Annotated in this window: 12 protein-coding genes; 7 read left to right on the plus strand and 5 right to left on the minus strand. The window is 33.7% G+C overall.

Annotated features, from left to right (window positions below):
• The first annotated feature begins 207 nt into the window (after positions 1-207).
• Positions 208-2,133, plus strand: a complete 1,926-nt coding sequence (locus tag H3S73_RS01275) for an ABC transporter ATP-binding protein (protein WP_198235704.1) — start codon at positions 208-210, stop codon at positions 2,131-2,133.
• A 66-nt stretch (positions 2,134-2,199) separates the two neighbouring features.
• Here H3S73_RS01275 and H3S73_RS01280 read toward each other — a convergent pair whose 3' ends face one another.
• Together H3S73_RS01280 and tpx are read right to left on the minus strand one after the other, a co-directional pair.
• Positions 2,200-3,363, minus strand: coding sequence for a sugar transporter (locus H3S73_RS01280; protein WP_198235705.1), 1,164 nt, complete (start codon positions 3,361-3,363; stop codon positions 2,200-2,202).
• A 143-nt stretch (positions 3,364-3,506) separates the two neighbouring features.
• Positions 3,507-4,019: a thiol peroxidase gene (gene tpx / locus H3S73_RS01285; RefSeq protein WP_198235706.1), complete on the minus strand. Its 513-nt coding sequence runs from the start codon at positions 4,017-4,019 to the stop codon at positions 3,507-3,509.
• Positions 4,020-4,250: 231 nt separating this feature from the next.
• On the opposite strand from tpx, the gene H3S73_RS01290 reads away from it, so the two are divergent.
• Positions 4,251-4,604, plus strand: a complete 354-nt coding sequence (locus H3S73_RS01290; RefSeq protein ID WP_065739149.1) for a DMT family protein — start codon at positions 4,251-4,253, stop codon at positions 4,602-4,604.
• 323 nt (positions 4,605-4,927) lie between these two features.
• A complete protein-coding gene (locus H3S73_RS01295) occupies positions 4,928-5,671 on the plus strand; it encodes a phosphatase PAP2 family protein (RefSeq protein WP_198235707.1) in 744 nt (247 codons plus the stop codon).
• A gap of 94 nt (positions 5,672-5,765) precedes the next feature.
• Here the strand turns inward: H3S73_RS01295 and apbC are convergent, their stop codons facing one another.
• A complete protein-coding gene (apbC, locus tag H3S73_RS01300; protein WP_198235708.1) occupies positions 5,766-6,833 on the minus strand; it encodes an iron-sulfur cluster carrier protein ApbC in 1,068 nt (355 codons plus the stop codon).
• A 255-nt stretch (positions 6,834-7,088) separates the two neighbouring features.
• Between apbC and metG the strand changes: the two genes are divergently transcribed.
• Entirely contained in the window at positions 7,089-9,116 is a 2,028-nt protein-coding gene (metG, locus tag H3S73_RS01305; RefSeq protein WP_198235709.1) for a methionine--tRNA ligase, read from the plus strand.
• An 857-nt stretch (positions 9,117-9,973) separates the two neighbouring features.
• On the opposite strand, the gene H3S73_RS01310 is transcribed toward metG, so the two are convergent.
• A complete protein-coding gene (locus H3S73_RS01310; RefSeq protein WP_198226967.1) occupies positions 9,974-10,762 on the minus strand; it encodes an SDR family oxidoreductase in 789 nt (262 codons plus the stop codon).
• A 288-nt stretch (positions 10,763-11,050) separates the two neighbouring features.
• On the opposite strand from H3S73_RS01310, the gene H3S73_RS01315 reads away from it, so the two are divergent.
• Positions 11,051-11,938, plus strand: a complete 888-nt coding sequence (locus tag H3S73_RS01315; RefSeq protein ID WP_198235710.1) for a LysR family transcriptional regulator — start codon at positions 11,051-11,053, stop codon at positions 11,936-11,938.
• 144 nt (positions 11,939-12,082) lie between these two features.
• On the opposite strand, the gene tolC is transcribed toward H3S73_RS01315, so the two are convergent.
• Complete coding sequence (gene tolC / locus H3S73_RS01320) at positions 12,083-13,438, minus strand: outer membrane channel protein TolC (RefSeq protein WP_198226971.1); 1,356 nt, start codon at positions 13,436-13,438, stop codon at positions 12,083-12,085.
• Positions 13,439-13,575: 137 nt separating this feature from the next.
• On the opposite strand from tolC, the gene nudF reads away from it, so the two are divergent.
• Together nudF and cpdA are read left to right on the plus strand one after the other, a co-directional pair.
• Positions 13,576-14,205, plus strand: coding sequence for an ADP-ribose diphosphatase (nudF, locus tag H3S73_RS01325; RefSeq protein ID WP_198235711.1), 630 nt, complete (start codon positions 13,576-13,578; stop codon positions 14,203-14,205).
• Positions 14,206-14,366: 161 nt separating this feature from the next.
• On the plus strand, positions 14,367-15,197 hold the full coding sequence (gene cpdA / locus H3S73_RS01330; RefSeq protein ID WP_198226975.1) for a 3',5'-cyclic-AMP phosphodiesterase: 831 nt from the start codon (positions 14,367-14,369) through the stop codon (positions 15,195-15,197).
• Positions 15,198-15,207 lie beyond the last annotated feature (10 nt).

A 15,207-nucleotide genomic window follows, 5' to 3' on the forward strand; every position in this document is an offset into this window, starting at 1 on the left:
AATATTATTAGTATATTCAATTGGTAATAAATTTTTTTAACTATAATTATTAATAAATATAGCTCTATTTGTTTTTGTTATAGAAGAAAAGGGTAATTCTCATTTTGTAAGGGTTTTCTTTCTTTGAAAGTTGATTTTTAGCTGCCTTTCACAACTTTGTGATAGAATAACGCTTTATTATTTAATATCCAAATAAAAATCATAAATATGTCATTAATTAATCTTACCAATGCTTATCTTTCATTCAGTGATGCGCCTTTATTAGATCATATTGATATGGCGATCGAAGTGAACGAACGCGTTTGTCTTGTAGGTCGTAATGGTGCAGGTAAATCCACTTTACTTAAAGTGCTTAATAAAGAAGTACCATTGGATGAAGGACAAATTGTTTATGAAAATAATGTTGTTGTGTCACGCTTACAACAAGATCCGCCCCGTGATGTTCAAGGTAATGTATTCGATTTTGTGGCAGAAGGATTACAAGAACAAGCTCAGTTGTTAAAAGATTATCACGAATTGTCGCATCGAGTTGAGCAAGAACCCAGTGAAAGTAATTTAGCGAAACTAGCTAAAATGCAAGAACAGCTCGATCACCAAAATGGTTGGCAACTTGAAAATCGAATTCGTAATGTGATTTCATCGCTATCCCTAGATAGTGAAGCTCAATTATCATCACTTTCTGGAGGTTGGCTGCGTAAGGCTGCTTTAGCCAAAGCTTTGGTTTGTCAACCAACCGTTTTATTACTTGATGAACCAACTAACCATTTAGACATTGAAACCATTAAATGGTTAGAAGAATTTTTAAAAAGCTTTAATGGTAGCATTGTATTTATTTCACATGACCGTTCATTCATTCGTCAAATGGCGACACGAATTATTGATTTAGATCGTGGCAAAATCGCCTCTTGGAGTGGTAATTATGATAATTACTTACTTGGTAAAGAAGAAGCGTTGCGTGTTGAAGATCTGCAAAATGCCGAATTCGATAAAAAATTAGCGCAAGAAGAGGTGTGGATCCGCCAAGGTATCAAAGCGCGTCGTACTCGTAATGAAGGGCGTGTACGCGCATTGAAAGCGATGCGACAAGACTATTCTGAGCGTCGCCAAGTGATGGGCAGCGCTAAAATGCAAATTGAGGAAGCGTTACGTTCTGGAAAAATCGTTTTTGAATTGGAAAACGTGACTTATCAAGTCGATGATAAATTATTAGTCAATGACTTTTCAGTGCAAGTTTTACGAGGTGATAAGATTGCCCTGATTGGTCCTAATGGTATTGGTAAAACTACTTTGTTAAAACTGATGCTTGGTAATTTAACACCAACTTCGGGTAGCGTACATTGCGGCACTAAGCTTGAAGTCGCCTATTTTGATCAGTATCGTTTAGAGCTGGATCCCGAAAAAACAGTAATGGATAACTTGGCCGAAGGCAAGCAAGAGGTGATGGTAAACGGTCGTTCGCGTCATGTATTGGGTTATTTGCAGGATTTCTTGTTTCCACCTAAACGAGCTAGAACGCCAGTAAGGGCATTATCTGGCGGAGAACGTAATCGCTTGTTATTGGCAAAACTGTTTTTAAAACCTAGCAATTTATTGGTATTGGACGAACCAACAAACGATTTAGATATTGAAACGTTGGAATTGTTAGAAGAACTGGTCAATGATTATCAAGGAACTGTTTTATTGGTAAGCCATGATCGGCAATTTGTTGATAATGTTGTTACGCAGTGTTGGTTCTTCGAAGAGAAAGGGCATATTGGTATTTATGCTGGAGGTTATGCTGATGCGTTGCAACAACAGCAGCAGGCTCAACCCGTTAAAGTTTCGACGGTAAATAGCAGTCAACAACCTAAAAAAGAATCAAATACTAATAATAATCAAAATAAAGAATCTGCGGTTAAAAAGAAAGTAAAACTTAGCTATAACGAACAACGTGAATTAGCCCAGTTGCCAAGCAAAATAGAACAGCTTGAAATTGCGATTGCTGATTTACAAGCACAAATTGGTCAAAGTGACTTTTTTAATCAACCTCATGATATAACCGGTCCCGTTTTACAATCATTAAGTGATAAAGAAGCCGAATTAGATGCAGTTTTTGAACGCTGGGAACAGTTAGAAGCACTTAGTCAACAGTAATGAATTTTACTGCCAATCAATAAACAAAATTAATAAGCGCTGTTACAACCAGCGCTTATTTGCTTTTTACCAAGTTTTTTTAGATAAAAAGAAGAAAAGAAGTAACGCGAGGATCACAAAAATAGCACCGACTAACCCAATATAATCCGTTGATAGTTTTACTAATACTTGGCTGCCGACAAAGGCTCCTCCGCCGATACCAATATTATAAATTCCTGAATAAACAGATGTGGCAATGTCAGTTGCATCGGGTGCGACATCGATCACTTTACTTTGCATGACCATACCAATAATTGTAATTGCTAATCCCCATATCATGCCTTGCATCATCGCGGTGTAGAGATTAAATGAGCTGAAGTAGAGTGATAATAAGCACGCCATCAATAATATTACAGGTACAACTAATATCGCTGTTGGGTATTTACTTGAGTATCGAGTGAAAATGACACTGCCAATCATGCCTGAAAATCCAATAACTAATAATAGATGGACAACAATTTCTTGACTGAATCCTCCCACTCTCATCATAAATGGCGTAATGTAAGTATAGGCAGTAAAATGTCCGGTGATAATAATAGCCGTTAATAAGTAAATATTAAGTAAGGCTGGACGTTTTAGCACTTTTGGTAGATCCTTGATAGATATAGTATTAATACTAGGTACTTTAGGAAGTAAGTAAATCAATAAAACTAAAATACCAAAGGCAATGCCTCCAATACATAAAAACGTGATACGCCAACCAACTAATTCCCCTATTTTGGTACCAATAGGAATACCGAGTACTGTTGCCATAGATGTGCCTACTACAATAAAGCTCATCGCTTTGGCCTTTTTGCCATTCGGCGCTAATCGAACCGCTAACGGCGTGGTAATAGCCCAAAATACTGCATGTGCACAAGCGATACCAATGCGAGCGGTCATTAAACTATAAAAATCCCAAGCAAAGCCAGCTAATAGATGGCTGCCAATAAATAGACAAAACAGAAAAATAAGGAGCTTGCGACGCTCCATTTTGGATGTTAATACTGTCAGAGGTAATGATAGTAATGATACCGCCCAAGCGTATATCGTTAATAATAACCCTGCATGAGCGACATCCATCGAAAAGCTTTCCGCAATATTAGGCAGTAAACCAACCGGTACAAATTCGGTGGTATTGAAAATAAATCCAGCAAAAGCTAAACAAAGAATCGATGACCAGATCCGAGAGCGCTTTTTAGCATTATTCATGATTTTAATTAAAGACGGGATAAATTGATTATTGGTAATTATAACTGAATATTGAACATTGTTACATATATCGAATTAATAAATCTTAACAAAGGCCACCTATTACAGTAAGGCGGCATGAATATCATTATTGCACTTGTTTTTTATAACAGAGTATTGACTACCTTTAATATTTTATCGTAATCAGGTTCATTTGAGGTCTCTTTAACATATTCGACATAAGCAATTTTATCATTTTTATCAACGACAAATACCGCACGTGCCAATAAACGCATTTCTTCAATTACAACGCCATATTTTAATCCAAAATCAAGCGTTTTGTGATCTGATGTGACTTTAACCTCATCAATTCCGTCTGCTGAACAATAGCGATTTAATGCAAAAGGTAAATCGACACTGACTGAAAATATAATGGTATCTTTTAATTTTGTTGCTTCGACATTAAACCGATGCACTTGAGCACTACATACCGATGTATCAATGGAAGGTACTGAGTTAATAATTCTGACTTTACCTTTAAAATCCGATAATTTTACCGGTTGCATTTTGCTATTTTCGACAACAAAATCGGGCGCCTTATCACCCACTTTGATTTCAGGTCCGAGTAACGTGATAGGATGACCTTTCATAGTAACTTGATTTACTCTTTTTTGCATAATGGTTTCCTTTGTGTCGAGTTGAAGTGAATGAAGTTTTTAATTTTCATTTACTATAAAGCTAGAATCAATGAGCAGCAATAATTTACTTTGCTTAAAATCCACAATTGATCTCTTTATTAAAGTTATTGATGGCAATGCAATAAAACTAAAAATAACCTCACCCTTTTGCGTATTATTTATGCAAAGGTATATAATGAATTCCCCTATTTTAATACACTAATGATTATTATGAATCAACTTATTATTACTGTCTGTTTACTCATTTTAAGTAATTTTTTTATGACGTTTGCATGGTATGGGCATTTACGCTTTTTGCATAATCAAACTTGGATTATTGCAGTGTTTATAAGCTGGGGAATTGCACTTTTTGAATATTTATTGCAAGTTCCAGCCAATCGTATTGGCTTTCAAGTCGCAACCGCGGGTCAGTTAAAAATTATTCAAGAAGTAATTAGTTTATCTGTCTTTATTCCATTTTCAATCTTTATCTTAAAAGAGCCTTTTAAAACTGATTTTATTTGGGCTGGTCTATGTCTGCTTGGCGCTGTGTTTTTTATGTTTCGTGACAAAATTTTTGTGTAATGGAAAGTTAGAATCAGTTGATGGATAGTTTAGTTTTTCTACTCTTTAATCCAAAATGATACTTTTTATAAAATTTTTTAGATTCGGTCGTATACGTTGTTTAATATTGAAATGTGACTATTGTCACATAATAAAACATCATGATTTATTAATATAAAATCCAATTTATGATTAATCAATTTATAAATAAGTCAGTATTATTAAGCAGCGATTTAACAATCTAACGCAAATGCTTTTTATCACTTTAAAAAATGAATAAGTAAATTTATGTTATTAAAGTAACTGACTAAATTTCAAATATTATTTTTATTGAGGAGATAGGTATGCAAAAAGTTTTTGTAAAGAGTATTATCATTTGTTCTTTATTATGTACGAATGTGTTTGCCATTGAAGCAAAGGATGTAACAACTGATCCGCAAGATTATTACCTTAGAGAAGATCAAGCTCCAGACAGTCTATTACTTTTGCCACAACCACCCGCTTACAATAGTATTGAATTTCTTAGAGATAAAGCTCAATATGATTGGGGTAAATCCATGCGTAATACGGAACGAGGACATCAGGCATATTTAGATGCGGATGCGACAAAAGATAATGTTACTAAACAATTTTCCCCCTCTTTTGGATATGAGATTTCGAGCACTAAAACACCAGAGATTTATAAGCTTATTACCACAATGAAAGAAGATGCAGGTGATCTTGCAACACGATCTGCAAAAGTTCATTATAATCGGGTTCGACCATTTTCATTTTTCAATGAACCAACTTGTCGACCTGAAGATGAGAAAACATTATCAACCAATGGTTCTTATCCATCTGGGCATACTACTTTAGGATTTGCTATTTCGTTAGTGCTTGCCGAAATAAACCCACAACGCCAAAACGAAATTTTAAAACGTGGCTATGAAATTGGGGAAAGTCGAGTAATTTGTGGGTATCATTGGCAAAGTGATGTTGATGCAGCCAAAGTGATGGCAGCCGCCGTGGTCGCACAGCTACATACCAATGAAGAGTTTAATAAACAGTTAGTTAAAGCTAAAGCGGAATTTAGTCAATTGAAAAAGTAAATATCAAATCTGAAAGGCTTTATTCGATTACTATTTTTTAAAATCTATCTTGATATTGGCTTTTAGTCATTAAAAGCCAATATATTTTTGTGCATTAAAGTGCTTTAAAGGATATATCTGGTAAGATAGCTTGACCTTGCCAATAAAGCTCACTGGCAATGCGGCCTGCAATTTGACAATAAATTTGGGTAAATTCACTTTCTGGATGATTAATAACCGTTGGTTTGCCTGTATCCAGATCTTGGCGCAAAATTTTATGTAAGGGGATCTGTCCGAGTAACGATGTTTGATATTGTTCAGATAGACGCTTTGCACCGCCTTCGCCAAAAATTGCTTCGTGATGACCACAGTTTTCACAAATATGGTAACTCATATTTTCAATAATACCCAAAGTAGGAATATTAACTTTAGTAAACATGGTAATCCCTTTTTTAGCATCAATGAGTGCGATATCTTGTGGAGTTGTGACAATGACCGCGGCTGTAACGGGAATACTTTGCGCAAGTGTTAACTGGATATCGCCCGTTCCTGGTGGCATATCAATAACCAAATAATCAAGTTCAGGCCAAAATGTGTCTTGTAAGATTTGCAATAAAGCTTTACTAGCCATTGGACCTCGCCATACCATTGCACCATCAGAATCCACTAAATAGCCAATTGAATTACTGGCGAGTCCATATGCCATTATGGGGGTCATGTGTTTATTATCTGGTGTTAAGGGTTGTTGTTTTTCTGTACCTAACATGGTGGGAATGGATGGACCATAAATATCTGCATCTAAAATACCTACACTGGCGCCTTGTTTTTGTAGTGCAAGTGCTAAATTAACGGCAGTTGACGATTTACCAACACCACCTTTACCAGAGCTAATGGCAATGATATTTTTTATATTGTTTATTGCATGTTGGTTGTTGGCACGCTTAAGTGTAGCGATATTGTATTCAATATGCCATTTTACTTCTTTAACATTGATAAGTTTGAGTAACTGTGGCGTGAGCGCTGATTTAAGTTCTTCAAAAGCAACTTGCCATGCAAATGGCATAACTAACTTTATGATTAGAATTTGATCGACTATTTCACAAGTTTTAACAGCACCAAGTTCAATCAAATTTTTTTGTAAGGTAGGATGAGTAAAATTTTCCAGAATTTTTTTCGCTTCCATGATATTAGCCTTATTTTTTACATTTACTTTATACTCATATTGCTTTGGCTTTAGACTATTTCAAGTATTGCCTTTATTTATAAAGTGTAAAATATAATGTTGCAGACTTCTTAAATCTAACATTTTGGGCTTTGACACTTTACAATACTGTTGAGTATATAAAGAAATTTTATCAAATTATGGCATAAATCTAGCGATAATCACACGTTTGATGTACTATTTCTGTCATTATGTAATAGAAGGTAATTAATTAACATGACAACGCAACGCAAAATATTGGTGACTTGTGCACTTCCATATGCAAACGGTTCAATTCATTTGGGTCATATGCTTGAACATATTCAAGCAGATGTCTGGGTACGTTTTCAACGTATGCGCGGTAACGAAATCTATTTTATTTGTGCCGATGATGCGCACGGTACGCCAATTATGCTTAAAGCTCAGCAATTGGGTATTACACCAGAGCAGATGATTGAAGAAGTTAAAATTGAACATCAACGCGATTTTGCTGGTTTTAACATTAGTTATGATAATTACCATTCAACTCATAGCCCTGAAAATCGTCAAATATCAGAACAAATCTATAAGCGTTTAAAAGCTAACGGTTATATTAAAACTAAAGTTATTTCGCAATTATTCGATCCAGAAAAACAGATGTTTTTACCCGATCGTTTTGTTAAAGGGACATGTCCTCGTTGTAAAGCACCAGATCAATATGGTGACAACTGTGAAGTATGTAGTGCTACTTATAATCCTACTGATTTGATTGAACCAAAATCAGTTGTTTCGGGTGCAACGCCAATTTTGAAAGAATCGGAACATTTCTTTTTTGATCTGCCTGCTTTTTCAAACATGTTACAAGCTTGGATCCGTTCTGGTACATTGCAAGAACAAGTAGCAAATAAAATGCAAGAGTGGTTTGAAGCAGGTTTGCAACCATGGGATATCAGTCGTGATGCTCCTTATTTTGGTTTTGAAATTCCTGATGCACCGGGCAAATATTTTTATGTTTGGTTAGATGCGCCAATCGGTTATATGGGCTCTTTCCTTAATTATTGTAATAAAAATAACAAAGCAATCTTTGATGAATTCTGGAGTAAAGATTCAACTACTGAACTATATCACTTTATTGGTAAAGATATTGTCTATTTCCACAGCCTATTTTGGCCAGCGATGCTTGATGGTAGTGAACATCGAAAACCGTCCAATATTTTTGTACATGGCTATGTTACGGTTGATGGTGCGAAGATGTCTAAATCACGCGGTACTTTTATTCAAGCAAGCACTTACTTAAGACATTTAGATCCAGATTGTTTGCGCTACTATTATGCGGCAAAATTATCACCACATATTGATGATATTGATTTAAATTTAGAAGATTTTGTACAACGTGTTAATAGTGATTTAGTAAATAAAGTTGTGAACATCGCATCGCGTTCGGCTGGATTTATTAGCAAACGTTTTGATGGCAAATTATCTGATAAAGTTGCAGAGCCAGGGCTTTATGCGCAATTTGTTGAAAAGGCCAAAGTGATTGCCGATTACTATGAACAACGTGAATCAAGTAAGGCTATTCGCGAAATTATGGCATTAGCAGATGAAGCAAATCGCTATATTGACGAAAAAGCACCGTGGGTTGTGGCTAAACAAGAAGGACAAGATCAAGCTTTACAAGATATTTGTTCAATGGGTATTTTCCTATTCCGTATTCTAATGACTTACTTAAAACCTGTTGTACCATCGTTAGCACAGCGTACCGAAGAGTTTTTAAATAGCCAATTGGAATGGCGTAGTATTGATAACGCCTTAACTGGACATACCATTAATCGCTTTAAAGCCTTATTTAACCGAATTGATATGGATAAAATTACTGCAATGATTGAAGAAACTAAAGAATTAACTACATCGACAGCACCTGCTAAAGAAAAAGTAGCTGAGCCAATTGCTGATACCATTAATTTTGATGATTTTGCTAAAGTTGATATGCGCGTTGCATTAATCAAGAATGCTACTTTTGTAGAAGGTTCTGATAAATTATTGCAATTGACTCTCGATATTGGTGATGAAACGCGTAATGTGTTTTCGGGCATAAAACAATTTTATCCTGATCCTCAAGTTTTAATTGGTCGTTTAACGATTATGATTGCAAACTTAGCTCCACGTAAAATGCGTTTTGGCGTTTCAGAAGGTATGGTTCTTTGTGCGAGTGGTAAAGACGATGGTGAGGGTGTTTACCTTTTATCACCGGATAGCGGAGCAAAACCAGGTATGCGAATTTCATAATTCATATCTGCATTTTTAAAATAACATCTTAACAAATTCATATGCTTGTTAAGATGTTTGAGGTTACACATACGTTTTAGTATAAAAATTTATTCATTAAAGTTATATTTATTTAAGTCTCTTTTTCGATTATAAATGTTTATTTAACTAACTATAATGTAACTATTTCTGTTTTTGTCGACCTTCTCAAATAAAATCTCATTCGGCATCTTTTTCAAATACCATTACTGTTTCATCGGATGTAATAATCTTTCACAAATAAAGTTTGTGTTTAAATTACAATACTTTATTTTCATACCTGTTAACGTAATCCAATATTATTTGACGTTGCATGTTTCACAAATAGCAGTAAATTTGTAAAAATTTTCTAGATATTAACAAATATTAAAAAAACATTCTTATTCAATAATTAATGGATGGCAATTCTTTATTAGAAAGAGCAGTTAAAAAAGTGGAAGACAGAATAGCTATAATAGAATTGTTGAAAAGTCTAATCTAAATGTACGTTCATATATCGGCAATTAGGTTACCTTAAATCTTAATTTATGCACATGTCAGAGCGTTTTTTTGTAAAAAAGTTTCAGATTAAGTATATGTTTCAGTATAAAATTTATTGGATTTAAGCTGTTATTATCGGTCTTAGCTAATAATTGAAATCCTTAATAATAAATCCTATTGCCGTTATTTTAATTTTAGTATTATGTTATAAATGAAAGGTAAAGTAAGGGGGATAGCAATGTTGTTATCCCCTAAGTGTCGACAGTTAATGATATTAGATAAACATATTATCTATCTTTAGATTTATAAACTTTAAATCCTTTCTTTTTATTAATGAGTAAAATAAATTAATTTTTCTCTTAAATTTTTTGATTTTGTGAAGGATTTCCAGAATAAGGAAGTATGCTATCTTTTAACGAAAATGAGAAATCTGTCGTGTTGATCTCTCCTATGATTTTATCACTATCATATAATGCTAACAAAAATTGCGCCATGTCATCGGCGGAATGATATTTTGCAAAACTTTTATCATAATCATATTTATCAACATTATTGGCTTTTTGTCCAAATTCTGTTTGCGTTGCCGCGGGTGCTAGAACTTTCGCACGTAACTGTGCCTTAGCTTGTATCAATTCTTGCGCTAATCCTTCAGTAAAAGCATTCACATAAAACTTGGTTGCACAATAGGTGACCGCATTTGGAACAATAGTATATCCTCCTCTTGATGAAATATTGATAAGTTGCGTACCTGATTGATTATGATATTTACGCACATAGAGCGTTGATAGGATAGTTAATGCCTCAATATTTAAATGCAACATCGACTCTATTTTGTTTAAATCTTGCTCGCCAACACTGCCATAGTGGCCAAAACCGGCATTATTAATCCATGTCTCAATAAAATATGGTTCTAAATCTGTAAAAAGTGAATGAACATTGCTCGAAACAGACAAGTCACATTTCTTTATAATGACATCTAATTTAGGATTAATATCCGCAATTTTTTGTTTGAGTAAAGTTAACTGCTCTTGCCTCCTAGCAATAACAATTAGTGGTTTATTTCGTTTTGCAAATTCGATCGCAGTTGCATAACCTATTCCTGAGCTAGCTCCAGTAATAACAGTATATCTTAAATCTGTGTTGACCATTTTTTCTTATCCACCTTTGAAATTGTTATTTAAATTTTGATTAATGATTATTTTATAAATATCATCTTTATAATGTTCTTTTATCTCGTGAATTACATAACATGACTTGATAGTGAGCTTGAATAAATAATTTAGCTCAAGCTTGACTTACAAACTCAGCTTCAATTATTTCAATTTTTTTAACTTATTAATTCCTTAGTGATGAATGAATTTGTTATATTATTCTCTTAAAATAAAAGATAATAAATGATATTAAAATTGTTTTATTAACAACTGAGGGTTGGTAATATGGATCTTTTAAGAAGTATGGAAGCTTTTGTATTGACCGTAAAAACGGGTTCATTTGCAGCTTCAGCGATTTCATTAAATACATCACCACAAATGGTCGCCAAATATGTGGTATTTTTAGAAGATTATTTAGGCTTAAAGTTACTGAATCGTACGACGCGATCTCAAAAGTTAACAGAGTTTGGTAAACAGTATTATGAAAAGTGTTTATTTATCCTTGATGAAGTGAAAAGTTCAAAAACATTAGCGCAACAATTTATTGAAGAGCCTAAAGGTCGACTTCGAATTAGTGCGCCAGTGAGTTATGGACATTTTAATTTAATTTCTGTGCTTAGTCGGTTCATGAAAAGCTACCCTAAAGTAAATGTTGATCTTCAATTAAGTGATCGCTATGTCGATTTAGTTAAAGATGATTTTGATATTGTTTTTCGAATTGGCGAATTATCTAATTCAAGTTATATTGCTCGTAAACTCAATTCTTACAAACTTATTTTTGCAGCTTCACCAACTTATCTTGCCAAAAAAGGTATACCAGCGACACCTAATGATATAAAAAAACATCAGTGTTTAATTTATCAATATGTCAATCCAACTAAAAAAAATTATCTTTGGCCTTTTACTATTAATGGAAAAGTAATCAATATTCCCATATCAGGATCTTTAGAAAGTAATGATACTTTAGCTTTAGCAAATGCCGCTGTCGAAGGTTTGGGTATAACTATGTTACCTCACTCAATGCTGAGTGAGCTTATTCGTCAGAATAAATTATTACCAATATTACAAGATTTTTTACCACCAGAAAGAGAGGTTCATCTGCTTTATAAGTCCGATAAACAGCAGCTTCCTAAACTTAAGATTTTTATTGAATTTATCACAAATTCACTATGATAACTAGAAGTTTTTTTTAAGTTTAAGTTAGTTTAAAGAATTTAAATTTACTTTATTTAAATTCTCAATAAAGTCGATAATAACATAAAAGGCGATAAAAAACGCCTTTTATGTAAATGGTTGCAAAATAATCAGCAATGATTATTATTTTATGGTAGCTAAAGTGCTTAATTCTTTACCTAACATATTGTTTAAATATACCAAGTCATCAGCGGTTAAAGTACCAATGGCATATTTCAACTGTAGTAAACTTGTTAAATAATTATATTTTGCATCGGATAAATTTCGTTTAGAACTATAAAGCTGAGTTGTTGCATTTAACACATCAACAATGGTACGAGTACCAACTTGATATCCAGATGATGTTGCTTCTAATGAACTTTCGGCAGACACAACAGCTTGTTGATAAGCTCTGATTGAACTGATTGAGCTTGCAATATTGTTGTAAGATGAGCGAACCTGATTAATCACACTACGATTAGTGCTTTCCAATTTCTCGCTGTAACTGACAAAATTATGCTGGGCTTGTTCAACTTGTGACATAGTTGCGCCACCAGAAAAAATCGGCATGTTGACACTTACACCAACATAGTTATTACCAGAATAGCTTTTACTATGATGAGACCCGATTGCACCGTTTGAGGAGTAACTTCCATACCTCTCATTTTTATTTAAGTTTGTTGATGCATCTATACTTGCAGTAGGCATATAACCCGATTGTGCAAGTTTAATTTGTTCTCGGGCAATATCTTGATTTAATTTCATTGTTAATAAATTGAGATTAGATGTCTCGGATTGTTTTAACAATGCATTAATTTGAGTTGGCTCTTCTGTTTTAAATGTTTTGGTATCAATAGTCGCTAAACTAGAATAAAAACGACCACTCACTTGACGCAAGTTTTCAATTGAATTATTCAACTCATTTAACGCGTTAACTTGTTGAGCCACTGTTAAATCATAATTAGCTTGAGCATTTTGTACGTCGGTAATAGCCACTAAACCAACTTGATGTTGTTGACGCGTTTGTTCTAATTGGCGACCAATTGCTTCTTTCTGAGCATCAATAAAGCTTAAGGCATCAAGTGCTTTTAATACATTAAAATAAGCAACTGAAGTATTTAAAATTAATGTTTGACCTTGATATTGATAAGCGATATCAGCAATACTTGCTTGTTTTTTCGTAATATCTAAAGCTTTCCAACTTGAGAAATTAAAAATACTTTGTGATACCGTTACTTGATATAAATTACCACTTTTATTTTTTTGTCCACTGATGTCGCGGCGACCATGTGTTACACCATAAGATGCATTTAGACCAACTTGTGGTAATAAACTTGCTCGTGAACCTGAAATTGCTGAGTAAGCTTTCTCTCTTTCTGCTAAAGAACTGCGTAAATCTGGGTTTGTCTCTCTAGCTTGTTCATAAACTTGAATCAAATTTTCAGCAAAAACTGCTTGGCTTAATGTTAAGCCGATTAAAAAGGTTAGCGTTTTTTTCATCAATCATCTCTTTAAAAACATTAAAATATAATTGTATTTTCATTTGTGCGATTTTAACAGATAATTAGCATATAGTAAGCATAGTTTATTTGCCATTCGCACTTTTTATTAAAATTCAGCCCAAAACGAGACACAATATGAAAATAAAAAATAATCCAATAAATTTTAACCAAAATGATGTATTTAATCTAACTAAACGGGTACTTTATAAAGGTTTCTTTTCTTTACTAGAATATCGTTTTCAATATCGTAAATTTGATGGTTCAATGAGCGATGTCGTTACCCGAGAGGTGTTAGAGCACGGCCATGCTGTGGTCTTGTTAGCATATGATGTTAAACGTGATGAAGTTGTTTTAATTGAACAAATCCGTATCGCTGCAATTGAAACTCAAGAAACCCCATGGATGTTAGAGTTGATAGCGGGAATGATGGATCATGAAAATGAATCATTTGAAGAAGTGGCTAGGCGTGAGGCAATTGAAGAAGCAGGTGTTACCATTGGTCGATGCAAACCTATTATTAGTTATTTAGCTTCTCCGGGAGGATTAACTGAAAAATTACATATTTTGGTTGGTGAAGTTGATGCATCAACCGCAACAGGGGTTCATGGACTTGCGGAAGAAAATGAAGATATCAAAGTTCATGTTGTCAGTCGAGAGCAAGCTTATAAATGGGTTGAAAATGGAGTAATTAATAATGCAGCATCAATTATTGCTTTGCAATGGTTGCAACTCAATTATTTAAATCTAAAAAATGAATGGAAGTAATTACTAATTATATTTAATTATTTCTTTCATTAAAATGTGATCTATTTTACACTTTAATATAACGCTAGGATTTATAATAAAATTATATAGTTTACTGCAATGTTTTGTTTTGCTATAAACATTATTAACAATATTATATTGATGAATAACTGAGGTGAATTTTGGAGTCACTTTTACAGCTTCCAACAAAAAATAAAAATTACGGTAAAATATTACAGATTACGGATACCCATCTTTTTGCTGATGGAAGCTGTGCTTTGCTTGGAGTGAATTCAAACGCAAGTTTTTTGGCTGTAATCGATGAGATTAAAAAATGCAGTAGAACATATGATTTAATTGTAGCAACAGGCGATTTTGTTCAAGATGGTACAAAAGAAGCTTATAAATTTTTTGCAGAGCAAATAACCACATTAAATACTCCTTGTGTTTGGTTGCCTGGAAATCATGATAACTATGAATACATGCAATCCGTTTTTGCTAATTATCGACTTTTAGATAATAAAGTTGCTTTGTTAAGTGATAAATGGGTAATTATTCTTTTAAATAGTCAGGTTGAAGGTCAAGCCTACGGCTTATTAGCGGATTCAGAATTACTTTTTTTACAAAAAAATTTAGATAGATATTCTGACAGAAATGCACTAGTCTTTTTACATCATCATCCTATCAATTCAGAGTGTCACTGGCTGGATCAGCATATCTTGAAAAATAGTGTTGAGTTGGAAAAAACTATACAAGCTTATCCTCAAATAAAAGGATTAGGGTGGGGGCATATCCATCAAAGCCAAGATCATCAATGGTATACATGTAAAGCATTTTCTACGCCTTCAACTTGTGTACAATTTAAACCTAATAGTTATAATTTTGGGTTAGCTGATAAAGATGCGCCCGGTTGGCGTGAAATAACATTAACCAATGATGGTATGCTTGAAACAGAAGTATTTCGAATTAATGATAACCGTTTTGTTCCCGATTTATCCCAAAATGGCTATTAGTTATAATAAG

Source organism: Gilliamella sp. B14384G12 (assembly GCF_016101825.1).
Lineage (GTDB): Bacteria > Pseudomonadota > Gammaproteobacteria > Enterobacterales > Orbaceae > Gilliamella > Gilliamella apicola_N.

Coding starts and splice junctions, on each gene's coding strand:
- tpx (WP_198235706.1), bottom strand. CDS start 4,019: ATGCAAAAAAGAGTAAATCAAGTTACTATGAAAGGTCATCCTATCACG.
- H3S73_RS01280 (WP_198235705.1), bottom strand. CDS start 3,363: ATGAATAATGCTAAAAAGCGCTCTCGGATCTGGTCATCGATTCTTTGT.
- H3S73_RS01290 (WP_065739149.1), top strand. CDS start 4,251: ATGAATCAACTTATTATTACTGTCTGTTTACTCATTTTAAGTAATTTT.
- H3S73_RS01315 (WP_198235710.1), top strand. CDS start 11,051: ATGGATCTTTTAAGAAGTATGGAAGCTTTTGTATTGACCGTAAAAACG.
- H3S73_RS01275 (WP_198235704.1), top strand. CDS start 208: ATGTCATTAATTAATCTTACCAATGCTTATCTTTCATTCAGTGATGCG.
- metG (WP_198235709.1), top strand. CDS start 7,089: ATGACAACGCAACGCAAAATATTGGTGACTTGTGCACTTCCATATGCA.
- apbC (WP_198235708.1), bottom strand. CDS start 6,833: ATGGAAGCGAAAAAAATTCTGGAAAATTTTACTCATCCTACCTTACAA.
- nudF (WP_198235711.1), top strand. CDS start 13,576: ATGAAAATAAAAAATAATCCAATAAATTTTAACCAAAATGATGTATTT.
- H3S73_RS01310 (WP_198226967.1), bottom strand. CDS start 10,762: ATGGTCAACACAGATTTAAGATATACTGTTATTACTGGAGCTAGCTCA.
- H3S73_RS01295 (WP_198235707.1), top strand. CDS start 4,928: ATGCAAAAAGTTTTTGTAAAGAGTATTATCATTTGTTCTTTATTATGT.
- tolC (WP_198226971.1), bottom strand. CDS start 13,438: ATGAAAAAAACGCTAACCTTTTTAATCGGCTTAACATTAAGCCAAGCA.